The 26,179-nt window shown below is 71.5% G+C and carries 19 protein-coding genes and 1 tRNA gene; 13 read left to right on the top strand and 7 right to left on the bottom strand.

The window, feature by feature from the left end:
* Positions 1 to 124: 124 nt before the first annotated feature.
* A tRNA-Gln gene (locus O1Q96_RS40765) sits at positions 125 to 197 on the bottom strand.
* A 348-nt stretch (positions 198 to 545) separates the two neighbouring features.
* Between O1Q96_RS40765 and O1Q96_RS40760 the strand changes: the two genes are divergently transcribed.
* Positions 546 to 1,874 carry a sensor histidine kinase gene (locus O1Q96_RS40760; protein ID WP_269252891.1) on the top strand — a complete coding sequence of 443 codons (1,329 nt, stop codon included), beginning with the start codon at positions 546 to 548 and terminating at the stop codon, positions 1,872 to 1,874.
* Between the two features lie 37 nt (positions 1,875 to 1,911).
* Here O1Q96_RS40760 and O1Q96_RS40755 read toward each other — a convergent pair whose 3' ends face one another.
* On the bottom strand, positions 1,912 to 2,412 hold the full coding sequence (locus O1Q96_RS40755; RefSeq protein WP_217452604.1) for an SUKH-3 domain-containing protein: 501 nt from the start codon (positions 2,410 to 2,412) through the stop codon (positions 1,912 to 1,914).
* 95 nt (positions 2,413 to 2,507) lie between these two features.
* Positions 2,508 to 3,011 (bottom strand): YwqJ-related putative deaminase, encoded by a 504-nt coding sequence (locus O1Q96_RS40750; protein WP_269252890.1) that lies wholly within the window; start codon positions 3,009 to 3,011, stop codon positions 2,508 to 2,510.
* 314 nt (positions 3,012 to 3,325) lie between these two features.
* Between O1Q96_RS40750 and O1Q96_RS40745 the strand changes: the two genes are divergently transcribed.
* The 3 genes from O1Q96_RS40745 to O1Q96_RS40735 all read left to right on the top strand — a co-directional run bounded on the left by O1Q96_RS40745 (position 3,326) and on the right by O1Q96_RS40735 (position 8,267).
* Positions 3,326 to 4,321, top strand: coding sequence for an SMI1/KNR4 family protein (locus O1Q96_RS40745; RefSeq protein ID WP_269252889.1), 996 nt, complete (start codon positions 3,326 to 3,328; stop codon positions 4,319 to 4,321).
* A gap of 7 nt (positions 4,322 to 4,328) precedes the next feature.
* The gene (locus O1Q96_RS40740) at positions 4,329 to 7,157 is read left to right on the top strand and encodes an SUKH-4 family immunity protein (RefSeq protein ID WP_269252888.1); all 2,829 of its coding nucleotides are present in this window, start codon (positions 4,329 to 4,331) and stop codon (positions 7,155 to 7,157) included.
* A 222-nt stretch (positions 7,158 to 7,379) separates the two neighbouring features.
* Positions 7,380 to 8,267 carry a coiled-coil domain-containing protein gene (locus O1Q96_RS40735; RefSeq protein ID WP_269252887.1) on the top strand — a complete coding sequence of 296 codons (888 nt, stop codon included), beginning with the start codon at positions 7,380 to 7,382 and terminating at the stop codon, positions 8,265 to 8,267.
* A 45-nt stretch (positions 8,268 to 8,312) separates the two neighbouring features.
* Here O1Q96_RS40735 and O1Q96_RS40730 read toward each other — a convergent pair whose 3' ends face one another.
* Together O1Q96_RS40730 and O1Q96_RS40725 are read right to left on the bottom strand one after the other, a co-directional pair.
* Entirely contained in the window at positions 8,313 to 9,890 is a 1,578-nt protein-coding gene (locus O1Q96_RS40730) for a sodium/solute symporter (RefSeq protein WP_269253925.1), read from the bottom strand.
* 26 nt (positions 9,891 to 9,916) lie between these two features.
* The gene (locus O1Q96_RS40725) at positions 9,917 to 10,396 is read right to left on the bottom strand and encodes a DUF485 domain-containing protein (protein ID WP_269252886.1); all 480 of its coding nucleotides are present in this window, start codon (positions 10,394 to 10,396) and stop codon (positions 9,917 to 9,919) included.
* 824 nt (positions 10,397 to 11,220) lie between these two features.
* Here O1Q96_RS40725 and O1Q96_RS40720 point away from each other — a divergent pair.
* The 4 genes from O1Q96_RS40720 to O1Q96_RS40705 all read left to right on the top strand — a co-directional run bounded on the left by O1Q96_RS40720 (position 11,221) and on the right by O1Q96_RS40705 (position 12,526).
* Positions 11,221 to 11,385 (top strand): hypothetical protein, encoded by a 165-nt coding sequence (locus tag O1Q96_RS40720; RefSeq protein WP_269252885.1) that lies wholly within the window; start codon positions 11,221 to 11,223, stop codon positions 11,383 to 11,385.
* A complete protein-coding gene (locus O1Q96_RS40715) occupies positions 11,382 to 11,711 on the top strand; it encodes a hypothetical protein (protein WP_269252884.1) in 330 nt (109 codons plus the stop codon). The genes O1Q96_RS40720 and O1Q96_RS40715 overlap by 4 nt, the downstream gene beginning before the upstream one ends.
* Before the next feature lie 18 nt (positions 11,712 to 11,729).
* Positions 11,730 to 12,059 (top strand): hypothetical protein, encoded by a 330-nt coding sequence (locus O1Q96_RS40710; protein ID WP_269252883.1) that lies wholly within the window; start codon positions 11,730 to 11,732, stop codon positions 12,057 to 12,059.
* A gap of 71 nt (positions 12,060 to 12,130) precedes the next feature.
* A complete protein-coding gene (locus tag O1Q96_RS40705; protein ID WP_269252882.1) occupies positions 12,131 to 12,526 on the top strand; it encodes a hypothetical protein in 396 nt (131 codons plus the stop codon).
* Positions 12,527 to 12,571: 45 nt separating this feature from the next.
* Here O1Q96_RS40705 and O1Q96_RS40700 read toward each other — a convergent pair whose 3' ends face one another.
* On the bottom strand, positions 12,572 to 14,986 hold the full coding sequence (locus O1Q96_RS40700; RefSeq protein ID WP_269252881.1) for a hypothetical protein: 2,415 nt from the start codon (positions 14,984 to 14,986) through the stop codon (positions 12,572 to 12,574).
* Positions 14,987 to 15,076: 90 nt separating this feature from the next.
* Positions 15,077 to 16,597, bottom strand: a complete 1,521-nt coding sequence (locus O1Q96_RS40695; protein WP_419587022.1) for an MFS transporter — start codon at positions 16,595 to 16,597, stop codon at positions 15,077 to 15,079.
* 491 nt (positions 16,598 to 17,088) lie between these two features.
* Between O1Q96_RS40695 and O1Q96_RS40690 the strand changes: the two genes are divergently transcribed.
* The 5 genes from O1Q96_RS40690 to O1Q96_RS40670 all read left to right on the top strand — a co-directional run bounded on the left by O1Q96_RS40690 (position 17,089) and on the right by O1Q96_RS40670 (position 26,111).
* On the top strand, positions 17,089 to 17,877 hold the full coding sequence (locus O1Q96_RS40690; protein ID WP_269252880.1) for an ABC transporter ATP-binding protein: 789 nt from the start codon (positions 17,089 to 17,091) through the stop codon (positions 17,875 to 17,877).
* On the top strand, positions 17,874 to 20,447 hold the full coding sequence (locus O1Q96_RS40685) for an ABC transporter permease (protein WP_269252879.1): 2,574 nt from the start codon (positions 17,874 to 17,876) through the stop codon (positions 20,445 to 20,447). Before O1Q96_RS40690 ends, O1Q96_RS40685 begins: the two co-directional genes overlap by 4 nt.
* A 396-nt stretch (positions 20,448 to 20,843) precedes the next feature.
* On the top strand, positions 20,844 to 24,398 hold the full coding sequence (gene mfd, locus O1Q96_RS40680; protein WP_269252878.1) for a transcription-repair coupling factor: 3,555 nt from the start codon (positions 20,844 to 20,846) through the stop codon (positions 24,396 to 24,398).
* Between the two features lie 154 nt (positions 24,399 to 24,552).
* Positions 24,553 to 25,296: an HNH endonuclease family protein gene (locus O1Q96_RS40675; RefSeq protein ID WP_419587093.1), complete on the top strand. Its 744-nt coding sequence runs from the start codon at positions 24,553 to 24,555 to the stop codon at positions 25,294 to 25,296.
* A gap of 71 nt (positions 25,297 to 25,367) precedes the next feature.
* Entirely contained in the window at positions 25,368 to 26,111 is a 744-nt protein-coding gene (locus O1Q96_RS40670) for a GNAT family N-acetyltransferase (RefSeq protein WP_269252876.1), read from the top strand.
* Positions 26,112 to 26,179: the final 68 nt, after the last annotated feature.

Raw genomic sequence — 26,179 nt, 5'->3', positions numbered from 1 at the left:
GCCCTTCGGCTTCGGATGACTGGGGTTGCCCTTTGGGGTGTGGACATCCGCAGGATACCGGGGCGTTTCGGGGACGACATGAGAGCGGGCCCTGACAGGGATGTCAGGGCCCGGGGGTGCACGGCTCCCCCATCAGGATTCGAACCTGAACATACGGTACCAAAAACCGCAGTGCTGCCTGATTACACCATGGGGGATGGAACTAGGCTAAACCGGACATCAGGTCAGGTCGCCGAGTCGGCACCCAACACTATGCCGTACCAAGACCCTTCGATGCGACGGTACAAGTCGCCGAAGGCTGTGGCCCTCGCTTCGCAGAGCGATCGCCTGCTCCCGCGACCCTTCGAAGTCCGCGTACTTGCCACATGAATGTTCCATGGGCATACCGTCCGGGCGGAATGAGGCCTTCCGGGGTCGAACGGTCAGCGATTCAGCAGTTCGAGGGATTCCGGGCTGTTTCGCTTCTGTTCGATTGCGCGGAGTGGTGTAGGCCAGTCCGGGAAACTCACCGGAAAAGGGGCGGGGGGCAAACGTAGGCTGGAGTCATGACCACGACGGGGGAAGACCACACCGCGGCCCTGACCGGCCCGTGGTGGTGGGGGAGGTGGCGCAGTGCGGTGCTCGACGGGAGCCTCGCGCTGGTGTCGTCGGTGGAGTGCGCGATCGAGGGGTTCCCGTTCGCGGACGCGGCCGGGATACCGGTACCGGCGGGGATGCTCTTCGGGGCGGTCGCCGGGTCGGTGCTGCTGTTCCGGCGGCGGTGGCCCATCGCCGTCGTCCTGGTGTCGATCGCCATCACACCTGCCCAGATGGGGTTCCTCATGGGGCTCGTCGGGCTGTACACACTGTCGGCGTCCGAGTTGCCCAGGCGGATCATCGGGGCCCTCGCGGGCATGTCGATGGTGGGGATGCTCATCGTCACGTATGTGAGGGCGCACCAGGGGATGGTGCGGGGGGATGTGGCCCTGGGGGACTGGTTCGTGCCCTTCGTGTCGATCACCACCTCCTTGGGGATGACCGCGCCGCCGTTACTGCTCGGGTTGTACGTGGGGGCGCGGCGGCGGTTGATGGAGAGTCTGCGGGAGCGGGCCGACTCCCTGGAGCGGGAGCTGCAGCTGCTCGCGGAGCGGGCCGAGGAGCGGGCCGAGTGGGCGCGCAACGAGGAGCGGACCCGGATCGCCCGTGAGATGCACGACGTCGTCGCGCACCGGGTGTCCCTGATGGTCGTGCACGCGGCCGCGTTGCAGGCGGTGGCCCGCAAGGACCCGGAGAAGGCCGTGAAGAACGCCTCGCTCGTGGGTGACATGGGGCGTCAGGCGTTGACCGAGCTGCGGGAGATGCTCGGGGTTCTGCGTACGAAGGAGGGTGTGGTGCGGGGCGCGGGGGCCTCGTCCGCGTCGAGCGTGCCCCTGGCGGCCGTGGGTGCGGCCGCGGCGGCGGCCGCGTCCCGGGCCGTCGACGACGAGTCGGGGGACGGGCCCTGCATCGATGATCTCGACGAGCTGGTGGGGCAGTCCGCCGCCGCGGGAATGGTCGTCGACCTCTCCGTGGAGGGGGACCCGCGGGCGTACGCGGCTGTGGTGGAGCAGACCGCCTATCGCGTGGTGCAGGAGGCGTTGACGAACGTCCACAAGCACGCGGCGGGGGCGAAGACCCGGGTGCGGCTGGCGCACCGGGGGGCGGAGATCGCGATGCAGGTGGAGAACGGGGCGCCGCCGGAGCCGGGAGCCGCGTCCGACGCCAGGCTGCCGAGCGGGGGCAACGGACTGCTGGGGATGAAGGAGCGGGTCGTCGGCCTCGGCGGGGTGTTCGTGTCCGGGCCGACGGACGCCGGTGGGTTCCGGGTGTCGGCGGTCATTCCCGCCGAGGGGTGAGCCGCGGCTCACCGCTTGCGGCGCCGGACGGGTCCGCTCAGCCGGCCGTCAGGCGTACCGGTTCCCGGCCCGAGATGAGGGTGGTCAGGGCCTGGTCGATGTCCGTGCCCAGGTACCAGTCGCCCGTGTGGTCCAGGGTGTAGACGCGGCCTTCGGCGTCGATGGCCAGCAGGGCTCTGGTGTCGGTCTCCTCGCCGAGGGGGGCCACTTCGGTGCCCAGGGCCCTGCCGAGGTCGGCGAGGGTGCGGGCCATGTGCAGGCCGTGCAGGGGGTCCAGGTGCAGGGGGCACGGGGCGATCTGGCGGCCGGCGACGGTCGTGGTGATGTGGAGGCCGCCGAACTCCGCCCATGCCTCCACGGCCGCCGGGAACACGGCGTGGCGGTGGCCCGCGGGGGACTCGTGGCTGCGCAGGGCGTCGGCCCAGAACTCGGCCTGCCTTATGTCCCACCGGCCCGGTTGCCATCCGGAGGCGCGCAGTACGGCGTCGACCTGCACGGAGAAGCGGGTGGTGGAGGTGGCGGTGCGTTCGGTGTGCATCTGCCCTTCGCGATCGGTCTGAGCTGCCGCTGGGTTTATCGGCCGGCTGCTTCGGGTGGCGCCGGTGGCGCCTTCGTGCGGGTGGGAGGCGGCTGTCAGTTCTCCTGTGCTGTCGGGTCGACGACGCGGACGCCGAAGTGGGCGCTGAGCGCCGTGCAGGAGCGGCAGGGTGGCGCGAAGCTGCCGTGCAGAGGGTCGCCGTCCTCGCGGATGCGGCGGGCGGTGAGTTTGGCCTGCTTGAGGGATTTGCGTGCCTCGCCGTTGGTCATGGGTTTGCGGGCGGCCCGTTTGGAGCGGGCCGCGTCGGCCGCGCTGAGATGGCGGGAGATGAGGATCGCCTCGGCGCAGCGGCCCGTGAAGCGGTCGCGCTGGGCGCTCGTCAGTGTGTCGAGGAAGTCCCGTACCAGGGGGTGGAGGGGCGGCGGCTGGTCGCCGCGGCCCGCCGTGCCCGTGAGGGTGGCGCCTCGTACGGAGAGGGCGGCGGCGATGGTGGGCAGTATGCCGTCGCGGCGGTGGAGGAGGGCCGGGGCGGCGGGCGCCTCGGTGCTGCTCCAGCCGACCCGTGGATCTCCGGACGTACCCGTCTGTGTCGCGCTCATTGTCCTGTTCCCTCCCCTGTAGAGCCTGTGTCTGCACCCCGGCCGGGCGCACGCCGCCCGGCCGGGGTGCAGACACAGGCTCTTACCGCATCCCCCGGTGCTCGGACAGAGTGCCAAACTCCGTGGCTGGTGCGGAAGCTGGGGCGGTGCGACACGCGCGGTCTTCGTCGTACCGTCACGGCGCGATGACGGCAGGTCACGGAACCGGAGGGCCCTTGGCCGGTACGGAACCGGAGGCCCGGTGACCGGTGTCGTTCCACCGCATAGGCTGTCGACATCCGCGATCCATCAGAACGCCGCAGGGGGCAACCGCCATGACGACAGGTCGGCTCGGGCAGCAAGCCGCGCCGCCGAACGCGGCCTATGCCGGGCAGGTGGTGCACTTCCCGGATCCGGTCCGGGCAGCCCGTCACCCGAGAGGGGTACGCGTCGACGACGCCGGCCTTCCCGACTTCGCGCTCTACGCACGGGCGGCCGCGGAGATCGCGGAGCCGCCCGAGGGGTTCGGCGTCGACGAGTTGCGGCTGACCGACTACGTGTCCGCGAACGCCGCCATGGCGGCTTCCGGCCACGACCTGTGGGACACCATCCCGGCGGTCGCCACTCCGCACGGCTGGACCTGGCACCACGTGCCGGCGACGCGGCGGCTGGAGCTCGTGCCGGTCGAGGTGAAGGCGTTGCTGCGGCACCACGGCGGGCTCGCCACCGCGGCGGTCGACCAGGAGAAGCGGGGTACCCGGCCGCTGCAGGAGACCCGGCCCGCGCACTTCGGGCTGCCGAAGGCGGCGGTCGCCGTGACCGAGCAGCAGGTGGTGGGGGTCGAGGAGGATCTCGGGTACCGGCTGCCGGGGGCGTACCGGTCCTTCCTGAAGGCCGCCGGCGGGTGCGCGCCCGTCGGGGCCGCGCTGGACGCCGAGCTGGGGCTGCTGGTCGACCAGCCGTTCTTCACCGTGCGGGACGAGGCCGCCGTCAACGACCTCGTCTACGTCAACAAGTGCCTGCGGGACCATCTCACCAAGGACTATCTGGGAGTCGGGTTCGTGCAGGGCGGGCTGCTCGCCGTGAAGGTGAAGGGCGAGCGGATCGGCTCCGTGTGGTTCTGCGCGTACGACGACGCCCGTGACCAGGACGCGTGGCCGCCCGCGGAGCGCGTACAGCGGCTGCTGTTGCCCTGTGGTGACGACTTCGATCAGTTCCTGTCCCGGCTCGCGGGCAATCCGCCCGAGCTGGAGACGGTGGCGAACCTGATGGTGGACGGCGGCTTCGCGCGGGCCGTGCCGGTGTCCGCCGTGTCTTCGGTGGGGGAGTGAGCGTCCGATGGTGACCTTCGCGCAGGCGCAGGAGCGCGCGGAAGAGTGGATCAACGGGGACCTGCCCGGCTACCAGCACCGTGAGGTGCGGGTCCGGGAGTTCGACCTCGGGTTCGTGGTGTGGGCGGAGGACCGGGCCGACGGTCCGCGTTCCGACGGCGGGGCCCAGCGGCTCGTCATCGCCCGCGACAGCGGGGAGGCCACGCTGTGGCCCTCGCTGCCGGTCGGCGAGGTGATCCGCCGTTACGAGGAGGAGTACGGGTTGTCCGACTCCGTGTCCGACGCGACGCCCGCGCCTCCCGCGCGCGTCGACCTCAACCAGACGTCGTTCCTGCTCACGCCGCCGGAGTGGCTGCAGGAGGCCGCGGACCGGATGGGCATCCCGGATCGCCGGGACAGGACGTCCGGCGGGGCGTCCGAGGGGGCCGGGTCCCGGCCCGCTGCCGCCGTCAGCGACGCCGTCCCCTCCGCGGGCGCCACCCCACCCGTGGATGCCACTCCGCCTGTCCACGCCACCCCGCCCGTCGACGCGGCCCGTGCCGGTCGGGGCGGCGCCGGGGGCGGGAGCTCGATGCCCGAGACGCTGCCGGGACCTCCCGCCGGTCCGGTGGCCTCGTCCGGTGCGGCGGCACCCGCGGCTCCGGGCGGGAGTACGGCATGGCCCGCCGCCGCCGGTGACGCGTCCGCCGGATCCGGTGTGCCCGCCGACGCGACTCCGTGGGCCGGTACCGACACCAACGCGGAGCCGGAGGACGACCGTTCCGTTCCGTTGCCCACGACGGTGTACGCGCCGCAGATACGGGACGTGGGGGACGACACCACGCCGCCCGCGCCCGAGACGGCACCCGAGGCCAGGACCAAGCTGATCTCCGGAGGGAGCCGGCTGCCGAGCACGGCCGTCGCGCCCGCGGTGGACGGGCAGGCCCCGCCCGCCTTCCCGCAGGGTCCGGGGGCACAGGGCCCCGCGCCGCAGGGGGCGGGTGCGCCGGGCACGCCGCCGCCCGCGCACTCCTCGTACGGCCATCCGCAGAACGCCGGGCCCGGCACGCCGCCTCCCGGTGCCCCCGCCTACGGCTATCCGCAGGGCGCCCCGCAGCCGCCCGCCGCTCCCGACGCACCGCAGCAGCCGGCCCCTTCGGGTGCGGCAGGCCGGCCGCTGCCGCCCAACGCCGGTGACATCGCCGACGCCGCGACCAGCAAGGCGCAGGCTCCGCCGCGTGGCGCGCGGGGTGCGGTGTCGCCCGGTACGCCGCCGCCTCCCGGCGCCCCCGGTACGCCGGGCGCGCGGCCCGGCGGCCCGGCTCCGGCGTCCGGTCCGGGTGCGCCCGGCGCTCCGGCCGGCGGGTACGTGCCGACGCAACTCGTCTCGCAGCTCGGCCCCGACGGGCCCGAGGGATCCGCGGGTCCGGGCGCACCGGGTCAGCCGGCCGGCCCCGGCACACCGCAGCCTCCGGGTGCTCCGGGTGGTACGCCGCCCGGGGGTGTTCACCACGCGGCGACGATGTTGGCCGGTCCGGCGGTGGGTGGTCCCGCTGCTCCGCAGCCCCCCGGCGCTCCGGGTGCGCCCGGTGGTCCTCCCGGTGCTCCGGGTGGTACGCCGCCCGGGGGAGTTCACCATGCCGCGACGATGTTGGCCGGTCCGTCGGTCGGTGGTCCGGGCACGGCGCCTCCGCCGCCGCCCCCGGCCCCCGGTGCGCCGGGGATGCCGCCCGGCGCTCACGGAGCTCCCGGCATGCCGCCCCCCGCTCCGCGCGCGCCCGGGCAGCAGCCCTTCCCCGGCCAGTCGATGCCGGGCCGGCCCTTCCCCGGTCAGCCGGTGCCGGGTCAGCAGCCCCCGGCCTACGGCTACCCCCAGCAGGCCCCGCCCACGGTCGGTCCCGGCTACCAGGCGGTTCTGCGCTACCGCGCCCAGGACGGCAGCGAGCAGCAGCTGATCCGGCGGTCCGCGCCGGGCACCCCGCACCCGGAGTGGCAGATCCTGCACGAGCTGCGCGCGATGAACGTGCCGCCGCAGCAGGTGCTGGAGCTGCACACGGAGCTGGAGTCCTGCGAGCTGCCGGGCGCGTACTGCGCCCGGATGATCCGGGAGAGCTGGCCGCAGGCGCGGATCACGAGCATCGCCTCGTACGGCACGGACCATGCGAGCCGTCAGCAGGGCATGGCCCAACTGCTCGCGCACCAGGGCGAGTTGCATCAGGTCGCGGACGGCCCGGCGAGGCCCGGCCCCGTACGGGCGCCGTTGCCGCCGGTGCAGTCCGCGCCGCCGATCCCGCCGGAGGCGATCGCGCAGGAGCTGGCGGCGGCGTTCGGGCCGGGCCTGTTCCGGTTCGACCAGGCCGCCGTGTCCCGGCAGGGCGTGCCGCCGATCGTGGCGCACACCCTGGTGGTGGCCGGGCTGCCCGTCGACATGAACCCGTTCTTCTGGGCGCAGGCCCAGCCGGGCCGTCCGGTGCCGACGCTCGCCGAACTGGCGCAGGAGCGTGGCGTGCAGCCGGGCGCGGACGCGGGCTCGTACCTCGTCATGGGCAGTGACTTCGGCAAGGCGATCTGTGTCCAGTACGGGACGGCGAACATCGTGGCCGTGCCGGTGGAGGCGGGGCCGGGCGGTGCTTCCGTACCGCCGCAGTTCGTGAACACGGGGCTGCCCGAGTTCGCGCGCAGCCTCGCCCTGCTGGGCCGGATGTGGCGTCTGCGCTTCGGGCTCAACCAGGAGCAGGCGGGCCGCTGGACCGTCGACTTCCAGGCGCAGCTGGCCGCGATCGACCCGGCGGCCCTCGGGTCGCCGGAGAGCTGGTGGTCGGTCCTGCTGGAGCAGATGTGGGACGGCCTGCTCTGACGGGGCGTCAGAGCGCTGAGCCCGTGCGGCAGCGACGCGTGTGAGGGCCCGGCCCGGTCGACAGACCGGGCCGGGCCCTTTCCGTCGTGCCCCGGCCGGATGCCCTCCGGGAGGAATGCGCGGAGTGTCGCGTTATGAACACTTCCGTCTGATCCACCAAGATGTGCGGCACATCATGGCGTACGTCGTACGCCGTAGTCGTACGCCAGAGGGGATTCGAGGATGAGCAGCGCATCGGTGTCGTCTCATGGCTTCGAGGCGGTACGGGGGCGTGGTTACCGTCCCGAGCAGGTCGACGCGTACGCCTCGGCGCTCTCGGCGGGGCGTGACGCCGCGTGGGAGCGGGCCGCCCGGCTGACCGTGCTGGCCAGGGAGATGGAGTCCGAGGCGCTGCGGCTGCGCGAGGTCGTGCAGGGGCTCGCCCCCCAGACGTACGAGTCGCTCGGCGACCGGGCTCGCCGGCTGTTCGAGCTGGGCGAGGAGGAGGCCGCGGCGGTGCGCGAGAGCGCACGCCGGGAGGCGCGCCTGGTCGTGGAGGAGGCGGAGGCGGCGGCCGGGCGGGTGCGTGCGGACGCGCGTGCGGCCGCCGACGAGGTGCGCGGTGAGGCCGACGAGCGGGCCCGGCACCGGCTGCTGGCCGCGCAGGCCGAGGCCGACGAGATGCGGATCTCCGCGCGGTGCGACGTGAAGGAGGGCCGCGGTGAGGCGCTGGCCGCGCTGCGCGAGACGCGGCGGCGCGCAGAGGCCCTGCTCGCCGAGCAGGAGAAGGAGCACACCGAGCGCTGGGAGAGGGCCGGGTGCGAGGCCGCCGAGCGTGAGGCCGCGCTCGACGCGCGCCACGAGGAACTCGTCGCGCGCGCCGAGGAGGATCTGGCCGAGGCCGGGCGGGCCCTGGCCGAGGCCCAGGAGTCGACCCGCCACCTCCAGGAGGACGCGGAGGCCCGCGCCGCCGAACTCCTCGCCGAGGCCGGGGTCCGCGAGGAACGCGTCGCCCGCGAGACCGAACGCGTCCTGCGCGAACACAGCGAGGAGTGGGACGAGGTACAGGCCCACATGGACCACGTACGCAGCAGTCTCGCTGCGCTGACGGGGCGGGCGGCGGCGGAGTAGTCCGTGCGGGCCGTCCCCACCGGCCCGCACGTCACCAGTGCCCGCTCACTCCTTGCGCACCGCCCCCGCGAGGATCCAGCCCTCCACGGCCTCGTACTGCTTGCGGTGTTCCTCCGCCTTCTCCCGGCCCGAGGCCACCGTGCCGAGCCAGCCGAGGGCGAAGCCCAGCGGGATGGAGACGAGGCCGGTCGTGGTGAAGGGGAACCAGGTGAAGTCGTGGTCGGGGAACGCGGAGATGGGGGAGCCCGAGACGAGGTTCGTGCCGGTCATCAGGATGAGCGTGCTCAGCGAGCCGCCGATGAGCGTGCACATGAGACCGGCCCGGGTGTAGCGGCGCCAGAAGAGGCTGTAGACCAGCGCGGGCGCTATGGCCGAAGCACCCAGGCAGAACGACAGCGTGACCAGGGGCTGCAGACTGTGGTGCTGGACGAGGGTGGCCAGCACGATCGCCGGGATGCCGACCGCCGCCGCCGACGCCCGGGCCAGCGTCATCTCGCGGCGCGGCGAGAGCTGCTTCCTGCCGTGCGCGAAGACGTCGTGGGCGAGGGAGTTGGCGCAGGCGAGGATCATTCCGGCGACGGACGCGAGCACCGTCAGGAAGATCGCCGCGGTGACGGTGGTGAAGAGGAACGTCTCCGCCGTCGAGACGTCCGCCCCGAACGCGGCCCGCGCGCCCAGCAGGTACGCGGTGTTGCCCTGCGGGTCGGCGACCGCGATGGCCTCCCGCCCGATCAGTGCCGTCGCCCCGAATCCGACGACCGTGATGATGAGGACGAAGAGCGCCACGGCCGGCACCGCCCACGACAGCGACCGGCGCACCTGAGGGGCACTGCCCGCCGTGTACATGCGCATGGTGATGTGGGGCAGGCAGGCCCCGCCGAGCACGACCGTCAGCTCCGAACTGATCATGTCCAGGCGCGGACTGGGCCCGCTGGTGAACTGCAGACCGGAGCTCAGGAACGCGGAGCCGGCCCCGCTGTTTTGAGCGGCCTGGCCGAACAGGCCGCCGAGGTCCCAGTCGAACTTGTTCAGGATGAGCACGGCGATGACGGCGCCCGAGCCGAGCAGCATCACGATCTTCAGGATCTGGATCAGCGCGGTGCCCTTCATGCCGCCGATCGCCGCGTAGCTGATCATCAGGATGCCGAGACCGATGATGCAGCCCGTCTTCAGCCCGTCGCTGGAGAAGCCGAGGATGAACGCCAGCAGGTCGCCGGTGCCGGCCAGCTGTACGAGCATCAGGGGGAGCAGCGCGGTCAGCGTCGCCGCGCACGCCGTGATCCGCACCGCCCGGCCCGGCATCCGCCGGGCCAGTGCGTCGCCCATGGTGAACCGGCCCGCGTTCCGCAGGGGTTCGGCCAGCAGGAACATCAGGAGCATGAGGGACAGCGCGGTGCTCAGGGCGAGTACGACGCCGTCGTACCCGAAGAGCGCGATCACGCCGCCGGTGCCGAGGACCGTCGCGGCGGAGATGTAGTCCCCCGCTATGGCAAGGCCGTTGCGCATCGGGGACAGGCTGCTGTAGCCGGTGTAGAACTCGTCGAGGTCGTCCCGGTCGGGGCCGGTCATCACACAGAGCAGCAGGGTGATGGTGGCCACGACGGTGAACGCCACGAGTGACATCGCCTGGGCGGAACTGCTGAATCCGGTCACCGGCGTGCCTCCGCCCGCTTGGTGTCCAGCTCGGCCTGCTTCCTGATGCGCTCGGCGATCGGGTCCACGCCCCGGCGGGCGGTGTACTCGTACAGCGCGATGGCCCCGCAGGTCACGGGGACCTGGAGCAGGCCGAGGAGGAGTCCGACGGTCAGGCCCCCGGTCACCTCGCCCGCCATCATCGAGGGCGCGGACGCCGACAGGGCGAGGAACAGCGTGAAGTAGCCGAGCGCCGCCAGGGTGGCCACGCGCCGCTGCCACCGGTACGCGGTGCGCAGGACACGGAGGTCGCTGTGCCGGCCGAGAGCGGCGTGGCGGTGGCGCTGCGGCCCGGCGGATTCGGGTTCCGCCTGCTGCGGCGCCCAGGGGTACGTCGGCTGGGTGGGCTCGTTCGGATAGGTGGGGTACGACGGTGAGGAGTTGCGGGGCGGATGGTGCGGTGGAACGGGGTACGACGGGGACGTGTCGTAGGACATCCCGGTTCTCCTTGCGTGGTTCGGGCCCGGGTGCGGACCGCAGGGAGCGGGGGGTGAGCGAGCACGCACGCTACTCGGGGGTAGCCGGGATGCGCGAGGGTTTCGACAAACTGGTTGGTCGGTACGCGCTTGCTTCGTTGACCTGGGGTGTTACCCGCGTTAACCCATGCGTCTGCGTCTCGTACGACCCCTTGTGATCGAAGAGTGAGCAACTTGCTTGCCCCGGTGTGCCGTTGGGGTCGGTACTCTTCGTGTCGACCAAGAAATCGGCACCAAAAACACAAAACCCCTTGCCGCGCGGCCTCGTCGCCGACGGCCGCTCCGTCCGCGGCCGCCGCGCCCGTTGTGGTCGCTTCGACCGGGACAACGGCCAAAGCCGGCGCTGCGGAAGCGACGGTCATCGCTCCGCGCGGCCACCTGCCCCGACGGCGACATCGAGTTCGGCCTACGTCCGCCGTCGCATATGCCGCGAAGGCGAAGCCCGGAATCTGGAGGTGAGCCGGTCTCTTTGATCTGCGGCGGCCGACGCGACGATTTTGAAAGGTCCGATATGGCGGAACGTGACGCCGCGATCGGTGCGATCCGGAAATTCCTCGACGGGTCTCCGCGCGGCTTCGGTCCCGCGTGGGTAATCGAGTAGAGGGAGATGCCACTGTGGGACCCGGCACTGGCGGGGCCCACGGCGGCGACGCGGCGGACAGGTGAAGTTCGTCAGGTTCGCAAGGGCATATTCAGGTGGCCGAGAGCCTCTTGAGCGCCGTCGATCACGCTCACTCCGGTAAGTACAATGACGCGTCGAACTGTCCGGGGCCGGGGAGCTGCTGATGAGGGACGACATCCGTTTTCTGGAGGAACTCGTCGCCACTGTCCCTGAGTTCGCCGAACTCTACGAGATCCATGTCGAGAACAACGGCGAGCCGCTGCCGCACGTCTTCTTCGGGCCCGTCGTGGCGGCTGCGTTCCGGCGGGCCGGCCAGGGGGCGCGGTGAGCATAGGGAGCCGACGGCTGGCGGAACTCATCAGGGAACTGGTGAGCGCCGACGAGCGAGTTCGAGAGTCTGGAAGCGATCGCGTCGCGGACTGGACGAGAAGCTACTCGGCGCGGGAGGGCCACGTCATCGCCGAAGTACTGGCGGTGATGGCGTCTTTCGAGGAGTCCCGAGTATGCCTGGAGGCCCAACTGCACGCGCTGTCCGAACTGGACACCGAGGACAAGATAGGCAATGCGGACCTGGCTCCCCTGCGGGACATCGACGGTGCGGTCATCGGCGCGGAGCGCAGGGAATACCTGGAGTATCTTGAGCTCCGTCTCTGAATCAGTCGGAGTGAAACTATGGGCGTCGATATCCTTCTTGTGAAGGTCCGCAAAGACGGGACAAGTTCCAGGCGCCACCATCGGTCGGTTCTGGAAAATTCTGCCGACCACTCCGATGTCTTTGCCGAGCTTTGTGAGAGCAGTGGCAAGCCGATGCTGAGCAGGGTGGACCGATACGGGTCGCTGCTGCTGACGTCGCTGGACATGCCGCAGTTCATCACCGAGATCGGCCAGGTGCGAAGTGGTGCCGAATCGGCGGAGCAAGTGGCGATGCTGGACGAGATCGGGCGTCTCGCGCGGCAGTGCGGCGAGCACGGAGATCTTGAGCTCCATCTGGAGGGCGACTGACTGTCACTCAGATCGATGCCTCGTCCCCTGAAGCACTGGATGGCCGACGAGGCCAGAAGACAAGGAAGACCGTGAACTCTCCTGCAAGGACCACCGCCACGATGCCCCGGCAGGCGCGTGCCGCGCAACTGCTGTTGTTCGCGCTGGCGTTCTCGGGGCTCGTCGTCATGCTCGCCCTGTCGGACGGGCTGACGTCCTACGGGGTGGGCAACATGATCGCCCCGTGGATGCTGGTCTGGGTGTGCGCTCTGCTCGCCCTGACGTACGACGGCGGCGCGCGCAACGGCGTCCGGCTCACGACGTTCGTGGTGATGCTGTTCGTCCTCGTGGGGTCGTTCAACCAGGCCTTCGACGCCGCGGCGCCCGGAGAGTTCCTGGACGCCGCCCTGCGTATCGCACTCGGGGCACCCGTGATGGTGCTGCTGTTCCTGCCGGAGACCGTGGCCTGGTTCGACCGGGAGAAGTGACCAAGCCGTCGGGGCGGGCCGTTGGTCGTGCTCCGCTGTCGGCCCCTACTTGAGCTGGACCAGCGACACCGATGGCGGTACCTCCTCACCGTCGAGCGTCGCCGTGAACCTCAGGCGCTGGTCGGTCCGGCGGGTGACCCCGCTTGCCGCCGTGATCGAGAACTCCACCGTCGTACGGCCCCGGGGCGGGACCCCGACCCGCGTCGGGCCCTCCGCCCGTACCGACCAGCCTCCGCCGGGGCGTGGCACCCGCACCGTCACCGTCCGCGGGGCGGAGCCGAAGTTGTAGACGTCCAGGGACATCCGGGTGCGGCGCGACAGGCGGTAGCCCAGCGGGGGTTCCGCGTCGCCGTTGTCCTTGTTGGGGGCGGCGTTCCGGGCCGGGTAGCGCTGGCTCAGGACGATGTGTTCGGCGGGGGAGAGAGGGGCTCGGGGGTGAGGGGCCGGGCGGGTCTCAGGGCGGGCGGCCCGGGTGACCGCGTACACCGGGTCGAGGGAGACCGTCACGGCACCCCCGGACGTCGGCACCGGCCCGCCCATGACGTCGTACACGGTCGCCCCCGGCACGGGAACCCGCACCGGCTGTGCCGCCCAGAGCACCCGGACCGACTCGCCCCGGCCCGAGTCGAACTCGAAGCCGGCCGCCCCGGCGGGCAGCCCGCTCACCGGTCCGGCGAAGTGCGCCTCGCCCAGCAGTGATGTCAGTGCCGCGCACGCGCTGTACGCCGGCAACGGATGGAAGTCCCGGGTCAGCAGGCCGAAGTACACGCCGTCGTCGTGCAGCGGCGGGCCCGCGAACCAGAACTGGCGGCTGTTCCCCGCCGCCAGCCCCTCCACCATCGAGCGGACCAAGTAGCGGGCCTGGACCGCCTGTTGGGCGGGCGTGAGATCGACCCCGGGGCGTACCGCGAAGAACGCGCCGCATTCCGTCATCCACCGCGGCACGTCACCCGCGCCGAGCCGCTCGGCCAGTTCGCGCTGCTCGTCGGCCGCTCCGGGGAAGGCCGGCTCACCCTGCTCGGCCGGGTCCGGGTAGCCGTGGAAGGCCCACACGTCCGCGTACCGCACCACGCCGTTCGCCAGCATCAGGTCCTGGAAGTGGCCCGCCTGCGCGATGCCCGGCAGGACGACCAGCGGGCCGCCCGGGGTGTCCGCGATGCCGAGGGCCGCCGCCTTCACGAACGCCGCGTGCGCGTCGCCGGTGCTGCTGGTGACGTCCACATCGGGTTCGTTCGAGAGCTGGATCGCGGCGGGGTGGCGGGAGGCGATGCGGCGGGCGTAGCGGTACGCGTGCCGCAGGTCCGCAGGGAGGGGGAGCGAGGCGTCCGTCATGGCCCACTCGGGGGCCGGCGAGAGGACCTCCACGGGGGAGAGGCCGTGGCGGCGCATCGCCTGCGTGACCCGGTCGTGGTGGGCCGTGTCGTACGCGCCCGGTGCCGGCTCGGCGGCGGGCCAGGACCGGCCGTCCCGTGTCCAGCCCGCGCCCATGTCCTTCATCGCCGCGGCGAAGGTGTCCAGGCGGGAGGGCGGCACGAGGGAGGTGGCCCAGACGTTGACGCCGAAGCGGTTCGCGGGGCCGGACACGGCGGGGAGCGCGGGCAGGCACGCGAAGTGGCCCGTCACAGCGGCGACGGCGCCGACGCCGTCGACGCAGGCCGTCACGCGGTAGTTGCCGGGCGGGAGTTGGGGCAGCGGCACCTTCGTCGCCGTCTCTCCGGCCGGGATCGTCACGTGGCCCGATGACACCTGCTTCCCTACGTGGTCGACGACGGTGTAGCGCACGCTCCGCGGGCGGCCGGGGCGCCCGTCGAGGGTGAGGGTCAGGCTCGCGGTCCCGCCGTGGCGGTACGTGTTCAGCGTCCCGTCGCCCACGGACACCTCGCGCACCTCCACCCCGGCCCGCCGCTTCAGCGTGAAGCGGTCCAGCGCGAGCGCGTACGCCGTCCCGGACTCCAGGACCGCCGGCTCCGTCACGCGGAACGTCAACGTGTTCTCTCCGAGCCGGAGTTCGAGCTCACCGAGGTCGAGTACGGAGAGCTCGCCCCAGGCCGGCTTCGACTCGTACCAGTAGGGCTGGGAGCGGGCGAGCTCGCGGAAGGGGCCGTCGTTCAGGGCGAGTTGGAGATACGAGGCCGTCGCCTCGGTGTGCGGGGTCTCTACCGGGGCCGTAGCGACGGCGGTCAGCGCGTACACGCCCGCCTCGGGGGCCCGGACCGCGTACGTGGCGTACCAGCAGCCCTCCCGGCCGGGCCTCTTCCCTGTCCTCAGGGCCAGGTATCTGCCCCCGGACGCGCGGCGGTCCCGTACGACCGGGATGTTCGTCCGGGCCGCCGCCTCGCCCTGGACCGTGAGTGCCGGGGACGGCGAACTGCCCTGTGGACGCGCCGAGTTCAGGCCCAGTGCCGACACCGCGGCCGTCAAGAGGCCGGCCTTCATCGCCGTACGCCTGTTCAGTCCCATGGGTCCAGGACACCCGGGCGGGGCGGTGCCGGGCGTCCGCCGCGAGGAGGGCTGCACCCCTGACATGGTGTCCGGGATGTCCCTTCGGGGTCAGTCCTCGGGGTTCTTGAGCACCGGGAAGCGGCGTGGTGCGAGCAACAGCAGGACCAGGAAGGCGAGTCCGGCCGCGCAGGCCGCGCCGAAGTAGACGGAGTGCACGGCGTCGGCGACCGCGCGGCGCACGTGTTCGCCGGCGGTGCCGGAGTCGAGGGCCCGGGTCACCGAGTCCAGGTCGCCCGCGCCGCCGAGCCGGGCGGCCAGCACCGAGTTCGCGACCGCGCCGAAGAGGGCGGCGCCGAGCGTCTGGCCGGTCTGGCGGCAGAAGAGGACGGAGGCCGTGGCCGTGCCGCGTTCGGACCAGCCGACGGTCGACTGGACGCCGACGATCAGCGGGAGCTGGAAGAGGCCGAGCGCCGCGCCGAGCAGGAGCATCAAGGCCGTGGGCTGCCAGGCCTCGCCGGGATAGGGGAGGAAGGGGAAGGCGAGCAGGACGAGCGTGGCCGCGCCGATGCCGAGCATCGCGGTGTTGCGGAAGCCGATGCGGCGGTAGACGTGCTGGCTGAGCGCGGCGGACACCGGCCAGCTCAGCGTCCAGACCGACAGCACGAAGCCCGCGGCCGTCGGAGCCAGGCCGAGCACCGACTGCGCGTACATCGGGAGGAAGACCGTGGGGGCGACCATCAGCAGGCCCAGGGCGCCGAGTGCCAGGTTCACGGCGGCGATGGTGCGGCGCCGCCAGACCCAGCCGGGGATGATCGGTTCGGCGGCCCGGCGTTCGATGACGACGAGAGCGGCGACCAGGGCAAGTCCCGTACCGAACAAGGCGATTGAGGGGAGCGAAAGCCATGGCCAGGCCACCCCTCCCTGCACCAGGGCCATGAGGAGTACGCCGCCGCAGGCGAAGACCGTGAGCGCGCCCGCCCAGTCGACGCGGTGGCGCCCGCCGGTCCCGCGGTCGCTTTCGCGCCGGGGTTCGTGGAGGTGACGGACCAGGAGCCAGAGCGCGACCGCGCCGAGCGGCAGGTTGATGAGGAAGATCCAGCGCCAGTCGGCGTAGGCGGCGATCACTCCGCCGAGCGCCGGGCCCGCGACCGCCGACACGACCCACACCGTGGACAACCTGGCCTGGATCCTGGGGCGTTGTTCGAGCGGATAGAGGTCGGCGGCGAGTGTTTGGACCGTGCCCTGGAGGGCGCCGCCGCCGAGACCCTGGACGATACGGAACGCGATCAGCGCGGCCATGTTCCAGGCGAGCGCGCAGAGCAGGGAGCCGACGAGGAAGAGGATCGAGCCGGCGATCAGCACCGGCTTGCGGCCGAAGGTGTCGGAGAGCTTGCCGTACACGGGCAGCGTGACCGTCACGGCGAGCAGATAGCCGGAGAACAGCCACGAGAAGACGGAGAAGCCGCCGAGGTCGCCGACGATCTGCGGGACGGCCGTCGACACGATCGTGGAGTCGAGCGCGGCCAGTCCCATGCAGAGCATGAGGGAGGCGACGACGGCCCGGCGTCCACGAGGGGTCCGGGAGCGGTCCGCCGTCGCCTTCCGTATGCCGGGTGTCGCGCCGTCCACCGGATGCCTCCCCCTGTGTCCCGGACCCGGGTCCTGATTCGTTCCCCTTGCATCTATCTGCCGGTGGACACTCTCCCACTTGAGCCTCACGTGGGGGGAGGGTGGACGCTGACTGGACTCAAGGGTGGAGGTGCCCCTGAGAGGGCCTCCACCGTGGGGTGGACAGCCCCTAGGGGGACCTCCGTACTACGGCTCGGGGAGGGTTCGTACCGCCGGAGGACGAGAAGGCACCTGGGCCGTCCTTAACCTGGCTTTATGCCGCTGAGGGCGGTGTCCCGCACCTTCGGGGGTGGGGTTTTCCCCAGCAGAAGACTGCGCTGAGCACCAGCGCGGGGACAGCCCTCGGCCGCGAGACTTGTGGTCATCACTGCACCGCACGACCGCACCGCTCGGCCGCACGACGTAACCGCACGGCACGACCGCACTCCCGCACGACGCAGGCAACCGCACACCGTCGCTGTCTTTTCAGTGACCGACTTAGGAGACATACCGTGACATCGGCTGTAACCATTCCCAGGCACGGGGGCACTGGAGAGCGTACGGCCGTTGCCGCACGGGCACGGCAGGTCGTGAAGGCGTACGGCTCCGGTGAGACCCGCGTCGTCGCCCTGGACCATGTCGACGTGGACATCGCGCGGGGCCAGTTCACCGCGATCATGGGCCCCTCGGGGTCCGGCAAGTCCACTCTGATGCACTGCCTCGCCGGCCTCGACACGGTCTCCTCCGGGCAGATCCACCTGGACGAGACCGAGATCACCGGCCTCAAGGACAAGAAGCTCACGAAGCTGCGCCGGGACCGGATCGGCTTCATATTCCAGGCGTTCAACCTGCTGCCGACGCTGAACGCGCTGGAGAACATCACGCTCCCGATGGACATCGCGGGGCGCAAGCCGGACAAGGCGTGGCTGGCCCAGGTCATCGAGACCGTCGGGCTCGTCGACCGGCTGAAGCACCGGCCGAACCAGCTCTCCGGCGGTCAGCAGCAGCGCGTGGCCGTGGCCCGCGCCCTCGCCGCCCGCCCCGAGATCATTTTCGGTGACGAGCCGACCGGAAACCTCGACTCCCGCGCCGGCGCCGAGGTGCTGGGCTTCCTGCGCCGGTCGGTCACCGAGCTCGGCCAGACCATTGTGATGGTGACGCACGACCCGGTCGCCGCCTCGTACGCGGACCGCGTGCTGTACCTGGCCGACGGACGGATCGTCGACGAGATGCTCCGGCCGACGGCCGACGCCGTCCTCGACCGCATGAAGGACTTCGACGCCCGGGGGCGCACGTCATGACCGTCTTCAAGACCTCGCGGCGCAACTTCTTCGCGCACAAGGGGCGCATGGCCCTGTCGGCCGTGGCGGTCATGCTGTCGGTGGCGTTCGTGTGCGGCACGCTCGTCTTCACCGACACCATGAACACGACCTTCGACAAGCTCTTCGCCACGACCTCCTCCGACGTCACGGTCACCCCGAAGGCCGCCTCGAACAACGACGATCCGCAGAACGGCAAGCCGGAGTCGCTGCCCGCCTCGGTCATCGACCGCACGCAGAAGGCGGACGGCGTCAAGTCCGCCGAGGGCGCGGTCAGTTCGCTGAACGTGACCGTCGTCAACAGCGACAACAAGAACATGGGGTCCACCACCGGAGCCCCGACGATCGCGGGCAACTGGACGAAGAACGACCTGCGTTCGATGGAGATCACCTCCGGGCACGCCCCGCGCGGGCCCACCGAGGTGATGGTCGACGCCGACACCGCGGACAAGCACGACCTCAAGATGGGTGACGAGCTGCGCACCATCGCCGTCACCGGTGACTTCAAGGCGAAGATCGTCGGCATCGCCACCTTCAAGGTGACCAACCCCGGCGCCGCCGTCGTCTACTACGACACCGCCACCGCGCAGCGCGAACTGCTCGGCGCCACCGGCCGGTTCACACAGATCAACGTCACGGCGGCCGCCGGTGTGACGGACACCCAGCTCAAGCGGAACGTCTCCACGGTCCTCACGGGATCCGACGAGGCGCTCAAGGTCCAGACGCAGAAGGAGCTCTCGGACGAGAACCGCGAGGGCATCGGCGAGTTCATGAACGTCATCAAGTACGCCATGCTCGGCTTCGCCGGGATCGCCTTCCTCGTCGGCATCTTCCTGATCATCAACACCTTCTCGATGCTGGTCGCCCAGCGCACCCGCGAGATCGGCCTGATGAGGGCCATCGGCTCGTCCCGCAAGCAGGTCAACCGGTCCGTGCTCGTCGAGGCCCTGTTCCTCGGCGTCGTCGGCTCCGTCCTCGGGGTCGCCGCGGGCGTCGGCATCGCGATCGGCCTGATGAAGCTCATGTCGGGCATGGGTATGAACCTCTCCACGGCCGACCTGACCGTGAAGACCATGACCCCCGTGGTCGGCCTGGTCCTCGGCATCGTCGTCACCGTCCTTGCCGCCTACCTCCCCGCCCGCCGCGCGGGCAAGGTCTCCCCGATGGCCGCGCTGCGCGACGCCGGGACACCGGCCGACGGCAGGGCCGGCTGGATCCGGGGCATCATCGGCCTCCTCCTCACCGGCGCCGGCACCGCCGCCCTCCTCACGGCGGCGGGAGCGGACAAGGCGAGCGACGGCTCGATGATGCTGGGCGCCGGTGTGGTGCTCACGCTGATCGGGTTCGTCATCATCGGCCCGCTGCTCGCGGGCGGCGTGGTCCGGGCCCTCAGCGCGGTCCTGCTGCGCGGCTTCGGTCCCGTCGGGCGCCTCGCCGAACGGAACGCACTGCGCAACCCGCGGCGCACCGGGGCCACCGGAGCGGCCCTCATGATCGGCCTCGCGCTGGTCGCCTGCCTCTCCGTGGTCGGCTCCTCGATGGTGGCCTCCGCGACCGAGGAACTCGACAAGTCGGTCGGCACGGACTTCATCGTCCAGGGCAACCAGCGGATCGTGCCCCAGGCCCAGAAGGCCATCGAGTCGACACCGGGCATGGCGCACGTCACCAGCTACAAGCAGGTCGAGGCCGAGCTGACCTCGCCCGACGGCAAGACCGAGGACAGCGACGTCACGGCCGCCGACCCGACGTACGCGAGCGATCTGCGCCGCGAGACGATCGCCGGCCGGCTGTCGGCGGCGTACGGCAAGGACGCGATGTCGGTCGGCTCCGACTACGCCAAGAAGCACGGGGTGAAGGTCGGCGACACGATGACCGTCGCCTTCAAGGGCGGACAGACCGCCAAGCTGAAGGTCGCGGCGATCACGGACGACGACGTGGCCATCGACAAGGGCTCGCGCTACATGAGCATCGCCACGATGAAGCGGTACGTCCCGGCCGACAGGATTCCGCCGAACGACATCATGTTCGCCACCGCCGAGGAAGGCCAGGAGAAGACGGCGTACGCGGCCCTGAAGAAGTCGCTGGATCCGTACCCGCAGTACCAGGTCCGCGACCAGACCGACTACAAGCAGGAGCTCAAGGACCAGATCGGCCAGCTCCTGAACATGGTCTACGGCCTGCTGGCCCTCGCGATCATCGTGGCGGTCCTGGGCGTCGTGAACACCCTGGCCCTCTCGGTCGTCGAGCGGACCCGCGAGATCGGCCTGATGCGCGCCATCGGCCTCTCCCGCCGCCAGCTCCGCCGCATGATCCGTCTGGAGTCGGTCGTCATCGCCCTCTTCGGAGCGCTGCTCGGCCTCGGCCTGGGCATGGGCTGGGGCGCCACCGCCCAGCAGCTCCTCGCCCTGGAGGGCCTGAAGGTCCTCGACATCCCCTGGCCGACGATCATCGGGGTCTTCATCGGCTCGGCCTTCGTGGGCCTGTTCGCCGCACTGGTGCCGGCGTTCCGGGCGGGGCGGATGAACGTACTGAACGCCATCGCGACCGACTAGCCGCGCGGGCTGAGCGTCCACCACGGACGGGGGTCGTGGTGGGACGGGGGACGGGGAGCCCGGTGCCGGAGAGTCTGCGGACTCTCCGGCACCGGGCTGTTTGTCGGCTGCGGGCCGGTGGGGGCTGATCGCGCAGTTCCCCGCGCCCCTGAAGACCCAGGAGCGGCGGGGAACTGCGCAACGGGGGTTCGGGGGCGGAGCCCCCGAGTAGTGAAGGGAAGGGCAGGGGCGGCGGGGGCGTCGGAACCCTCGCTGTCCACAGGCGCGGGCGGCGAGGACCCCGGCGTCGTACCCTGGACACCCCCGGCCCGTCAGACGTGTCGGGCGGCTCGCGTTGCCCACCGGCCTCGCCCACCCCGCACCCACTCCTTCAGATCCTCGGACGGAAACCCCTTCATGAGCCTGCACGGTCTGCTCGACGCCGTCGTCAAGGACGCCGCACTCACCGAAGCGGTGAAGGCCGCCGGCGACGGCAACCGCATGCACGTCGACCTGGTCGGACCGCCCGCCGCCAGGCCGTTCGCGGTCGCGGCACTGGCCCGGGAGGCGGGCCGCACGGTGCTCGCGGTGACGGCCACCGGCCGCGAGGCCGAGGACCTGGCGGCCGCTCTGCGGTCGCTGCTGCCGGCCGACACGATCGTGGAGTACCCGTCCTGGGAGACGCTGCCGCACGAGCGGTTGTCCCCGCGCAGCGACACCGTGGGCCGCAGGCTCGCCGTCCTGCGCAGGCTCACCCACCCGCGCCCCGACGACCCGGAGACCGGCCCCGTCTCCGTGGTGGTCGCCCCCGTGCGGTCGGTCCTCCAGCCGCAGGTCAAGGGCCTGGGAGAGCTGGAACCGGTGGCACTGCGGACCGGCCAGAGCGCCGACCTCGGCGACATCGTGACGGCCCTGGCGGCAGCCGCGTACGCCCGGGTGGAGCTGGTCGAGAAGCGCGGCGAGTTCGCCGTACGGGGCGGGATCCTGGACGTCTTCCCGCCCACCGAGGAGCACCCGCTGCGCGTGGAGTTCTGGGGCGACGACGTCGAGGAGATCCGCTACTTCAAGGTCGCCGACCAGCGGTCCCTGGAGGTCGCCGAGCACGGGCTGTGGGCGCCGCCCTGCCGCGAGCTGCTGCTCACGGACGACGTACGGGAGCGGGCCGCCCGGCTCGCCGAGGAACACCCGGAGCTGGGCGAACTGCTCGGCAAGATCGCCGAGGGCATCGCGGTCGAGGGCATGGAGTCCCTCGCGCCGGTCCTCGTCGACGACATGGAACTGCTGATCGACGTACTGCCCAAGGGGTCCATGGCCCTCGTGTGCGACCCGGAGCGGGTGCGCACACGCGCCGCGGACCTGGTGGCGACCTCGCAGGAGTTCCTCCAGGCGTCCTGGGCGGCGACGGCGGGCGGCGGCGAGGCCCCCATCGACGTCGACGCGGCGTCGCTGTGGTCCATCGCGGACGTCCGGGAGCGGGCCCGCGAGCTGGACATGATGTGGTGGTCGGTGTCGCCGTTCGCCGCCGACGAGGCGCTCGCGGAGACGTTCGCCGGTGACGCGGCGGGGGACACGCTGAAGCTCGGGATGCACGCGCCCGAGACCTACCGCGGGGACACCGCGAAGGCGCTCGCCGACACCAAGGGCTGGCTCGCGGAGGGCTGGCGCACGGTCTTCGTCACCGAGGCGCACGGCCCCGCGGCCCGTACCGTCGAGGTGCTCGGCGGCGAGGGCATCGCGGCCCGGCTGGAGTCGGACCTCGGCGCGCTGACCCCCTCGGTCGTCCAGGTGGCCTGCGGCTCGATCGACTACGGGTTCGTCGACCCGGCGCTCGGACTCGCCGTGCTGACCGAGACCGACCTCACCGGACAGAAGGCCGCCGGCAAGGACGGCGCGCGGATGCCGGCCCGCCGCCGCAAGACCGTCGACCCGCTGACCCTGGAAATGGGCGACTACATCGTCCACGAGCAGCACGGCGTCGGCCGCTACATCGAGATGGTCCAGCGGACCGTGCAGGGCGCGACCCGCGAGTACCTCGTCGTCGAGTACGCGCCGGCCAAGCGCGGCCAGCCCGGCGACCGCCTCTACATCCCGACCGACCAGCTGGAACAGATCACGAAGTACGTGGGCGGCGAGGCCCCGACGCTCCACCGCCTCGGCGGCGCCGACTGGACGAAGACCAAGGCGCGCGCGAAGAAGGCCGTCAAGGAGATCGCGGCGGACCTGATCAAGCTGTACTCCGCCCGGATGGCGGCGCCCGGGCACGCCTTCGGCGGCGACACGCCCTGGCAGCGCGAGCTGGAGGACGCGTTCCCCTACACGGAGACGCCCGACCAGCTCACGACCATCGCCGAGGTCAAGGAGGACATGGAGAAGACGGTTCCGATGGACCGGCTGATCTGCGGCGACGTCGGTTACGGCAAGACGGAGATCGCGGTCCGCGCCGCCTTCAAGGCGGTGCAGGACGGCAAGCAGGTCGCCGTCCTCGTGCCCACCACCCTGCTGGTGCAGCAGCACTTCGGGACGTTCGGCGAGCGCTACTCGCAGTTCCCGGTCAACGTACGGGCCCTGTCGCGCTTCCAGTCCGACACCGAGGCGAAGGCGACCCTGGAGGGCCTGCGGGAGGGCTCGGTGGACGTGGTCATCGGCACCCACCGCCTGTTCTCCTCGGAGACCAAGTTCAAGGACCTCGGCCTCGTCATCGTCGACGAGGAGCAGCGCTTCGGCGTCGAGCACAAGGAGCAGCTGAAGAAGCTCCGCGCGAACGTGGACGTCCTGACCATGTCCGCGACCCCGATCCCGCGCACGCTGGAGATGGCGGTGACCGGGATCAGGGAGATGTCGACGATCACGACACCCCCGGAGGAGCGGCACCCGGTCCTGACCTTCGTCGGCCCGTACGAGGAGAAGCAGATCGGCGCGGCGGTCCGCAGGGAGCTGCTGCGCGAGGGTCAGGTCTTCTACATCCACAACCGCGTCGAGTCGATCGACCGGGCCGCGGCCCGGCTGCGCGAGATCGTGCCGGAGGCGCGCATCGCGACGGCCCACGGCCAGATGTCCGAACAGGCCCTGGAACAGGTGGTAGTCGACTTCTGGGAGAAGAAGTTCGACGTCCTCGTCTCCACGACCATCGTGGAGTCGGGCATCGACATCTCGAACGCGAACACGCTGATCGTCGAGCGCGGCGACAACTTCGGCCTCTCCCAGCTGCACCAGCTGCGCGGCCGGGTGGGCCGCGGACGGGAACGGGGTTACGCGTACTTCCTGTACCCGCCGGAGAAGCCGCTGACGGAGACGGCCCACGAGCGGCTCGCGACCATCGCCCAGCACACGGAGATGGGCGCGGGCATGTACGTGGCGATGAAGGACCTGGAGATCCGCGGAGCCGGAAACCTGCTGGGCGGCGAACAGTCGGGCCACATCGCCGGAGTCGGCTTCGACCTGTACGTACGCATGGTGGGTGAGGCGGTGGCGGACTACCGGGCCCAGATGGAGGGCGGGGTCGAGGAGGAGCCGCCGCTGGAGGTCAAGATCGAGCTCCCGGTCGACGCGCACGTCCCGCACGACTACGCGCCGGGCGAGCGGCTGCGCCTGCAGGCCTACCGGTCCATCGCCTCCGTGAACTCCGAGGAGGACGTCAAGGCGGTACGCGAGGAGCTCGTCGACCGCTACGGCAAGCTGCCCGAGCCGGTGGAGAACCTGCTGCTGGTGGCGGGGCTGCGGATGCTCGCGCGCGCCTGCGGTGTCGGCGACATCGTCCTCCAGGGGAACAACATCCGCTTCGCGCCGGTGGAGTTGAGGGAGTCGCAGGAGCTGCGGCTCAAGCGGCTGTATCCGGGAACCGTGATCAAGCCGGCCGCACACCAGGTGCTGGTCCCCCGCCCGAAGACGGCGAGGGTCGGCGGCAAGCCGTTGGTCGGACGGGAGTTGCTGGGGTGGACGGGGGAGTTCCTGGCCTCGATCCTGGGGTCGTGAGACCCCGGCGGGGCGGCGCACCACCGTGGTCACGCCGGTGGTGCTTCACTTGCCCGCCGAAGTCCATGTGACTCGGCCCGCCTGCTGTTCTTGCGCCGATCCCCGGCCAGTACGGTGAGTTCCAGGAATCCGCCCGCTCGGGGCGGCCATGGGCATGCAAGGGGAGGGAGCGCCTGTGACGCTCTGGACCAGGGTCGCCGGTGCCGCGTGCCTGCTGCTCGCCGCGACCGGCTGCACCGCGGAGACGGTCGGATCCGCCGGACCGGAGAAGACCGCGGGCGCGGGCGCGGGCGGGACCGCCCTCACCGCGGTCGACTCACTGACCGTCAAGGGACGGGCCCCGAAGACGGGATACGACCGGGACGAGTTCGGCAGCCCCTGGGCCGACACCGACTCGAACGGCTGCGACACCCGCGACGACATCCTCAAGCGGGACCTGAAAGAGGTGAAGTTCAGCGACGGCGACTGCAGTGTGAGGTCGGGGACGCTCGATCCGGACCCGTACACCGACAAGGACGTCACCTTCGTGCGCGGTGGCCGCAGCGAGGTCGACATAGACCATCTCGTCGCGTTGTCGGACGCCTGGCAGAAGGGCGCTCAGAAGTGGGACGCGAGCAAGCGGATCGCGCTGGCCAACGACCCGCTGAACCTCCTCGCCGTCGACGCCGGCCGCAACCGCAGCAAGGGCGACGGCGACACCGCGACGTGGCTTCCGCCCCACAAGGCGTATCGCTGCACGTACGTGGCCCGGCAGGTGGCCGTGAAGAAGAAGTACGGGCTGTGGGTCACCGCCGCGGAGAAGACCGCGATGAAGCGGGTGCTGTCCGCCTGCCCCGGGCAGCAACTCCCCTCGGGCGGGACCTCCACGCGGGCTCCGAGCCGGTTCCACGCGGGCTGAGCGGGCCGCGCCGCCCGGGCCCGGGCAAAAGCGGTTCGACGGAGGCCGGGTCGGTGCCTACGGTGTCCGGCATGGTGCTGAGAATCGCGAGCCTCGCCGAGTGTCCGGAGATGCACGGCCGGGTGACGGGGATGGCCGACACCTGGCCCGAGTTCCTGCGCAACGACCTCGTCGGCAACGCCCACTACGGCCGGATCGCCAGGGAACTGCCGGAGCATGTGCTGTTCGCGGAGGACGAGCGCGGCGAGGTGGTCGCGCACGCCTACAGCGTGCCGTTCGCGCTCGGGGACGAGGACCGGGGCGAGCTGCCCGCGCGGGGCTGGGACGAGGTGTTGCTGTGGGCGTTCGCCGACCGGCGCTGCGGCATCGCACCCGACACGGTGAGCGCCATCTCGATCGTCGTCGCCCCGCACGCCCAGGGCACCGGTCTGTCGGCCCGGATGCTCTCGGCGCTGCGGGACTCCGCCAGGGCGCAGGGTTTCGACGAGGTCGTCGCGCCGGTGCGGCCGAGCGCGAAGCATCTGGAGCCGCGTACGGCGATGGCGGAGTACGCGTTCCGCACCCGCGGGGACGGGCTGCCGCACGACCCGTGGCTGCGTGTCCATGTCCGGGCGGGCGCACGCGTCGTGGCGGTGGCCCCGGCGTCGATGACCGTCGCCGCGTCGCTCGACGAGTGGCGGGCATGGACGGGGCTGCCGTTCGACGAGGAGGGCCAGGTCGAGGTGCCCGGCGCACTGGTGCCGGTGCACTGCGAGCCCACGCGCGGGTACGCGGTGTATGTGGAGCCCAACGTGTGGGTGAGACACGCCCTGTGAGCCACGCCGTTCGGGAAGCGCCGTTCGAGACGCGTCCTTCGGCGCACGCCGTTCGCGACGGATCCTGG

This window comes from Streptomyces aurantiacus, assembly GCF_027107535.1.
Classification (GTDB): Bacteria; Actinomycetota; Actinomycetes; order Streptomycetales; family Streptomycetaceae; genus Streptomyces.
This window is presented reverse-complemented; position numbering and strand designations above follow the sequence as displayed.

Coding starts and splice junctions, on each gene's coding strand:
- O1Q96_RS40685 (WP_269252879.1), top strand. CDS start 17,874: ATGACCGTCTTCAAGACCTCGCGGCGCAACTTCTTCGCGCACAAGGGG.
- O1Q96_RS40675 (WP_419587093.1), top strand. CDS start 24,553: ATGCAAGGGGAGGGAGCGCCTGTGACGCTCTGGACCAGGGTCGCCGGT.
- mfd (WP_269252878.1), top strand. CDS start 20,844: ATGAGCCTGCACGGTCTGCTCGACGCCGTCGTCAAGGACGCCGCACTC.
- O1Q96_RS40755 (WP_217452604.1), bottom strand. CDS start 2,412: ATGCACACCGAACGCACCGCCACCTCCACCACCCGCTTCTCCGTGCAG.
- O1Q96_RS40670 (WP_269252876.1), top strand. CDS start 25,368: ATGGTGCTGAGAATCGCGAGCCTCGCCGAGTGTCCGGAGATGCACGGC.
- O1Q96_RS40750 (WP_269252890.1), bottom strand. CDS start 3,011: ATGAGCGCGACACAGACGGGTACGTCCGGAGATCCACGGGTCGGCTGG.
- O1Q96_RS40730 (WP_269253925.1), bottom strand. CDS start 9,890: ATGTCACTCGTGGCGTTCACCGTCGTGGCCACCATCACCCTGCTGCTC.
- O1Q96_RS40720 (WP_269252885.1), top strand. CDS start 11,221: ATGAGGGACGACATCCGTTTTCTGGAGGAACTCGTCGCCACTGTCCCT.
- O1Q96_RS40740 (WP_269252888.1), top strand. CDS start 4,329: ATGGTGACCTTCGCGCAGGCGCAGGAGCGCGCGGAAGAGTGGATCAAC.
- O1Q96_RS40710 (WP_269252883.1), top strand. CDS start 11,730: ATGGGCGTCGATATCCTTCTTGTGAAGGTCCGCAAAGACGGGACAAGT.
- O1Q96_RS40760 (WP_269252891.1), top strand. CDS start 546: ATGACCACGACGGGGGAAGACCACACCGCGGCCCTGACCGGCCCGTGG.
- O1Q96_RS40735 (WP_269252887.1), top strand. CDS start 7,380: ATGAGCAGCGCATCGGTGTCGTCTCATGGCTTCGAGGCGGTACGGGGG.
- O1Q96_RS40700 (WP_269252881.1), bottom strand. CDS start 14,986: ATGGGACTGAACAGGCGTACGGCGATGAAGGCCGGCCTCTTGACGGCC.
- O1Q96_RS40725 (WP_269252886.1), bottom strand. CDS start 10,396: ATGTCCTACGACACGTCCCCGTCGTACCCCGTTCCACCGCACCATCCG.
- O1Q96_RS40745 (WP_269252889.1), top strand. CDS start 3,326: ATGACGACAGGTCGGCTCGGGCAGCAAGCCGCGCCGCCGAACGCGGCC.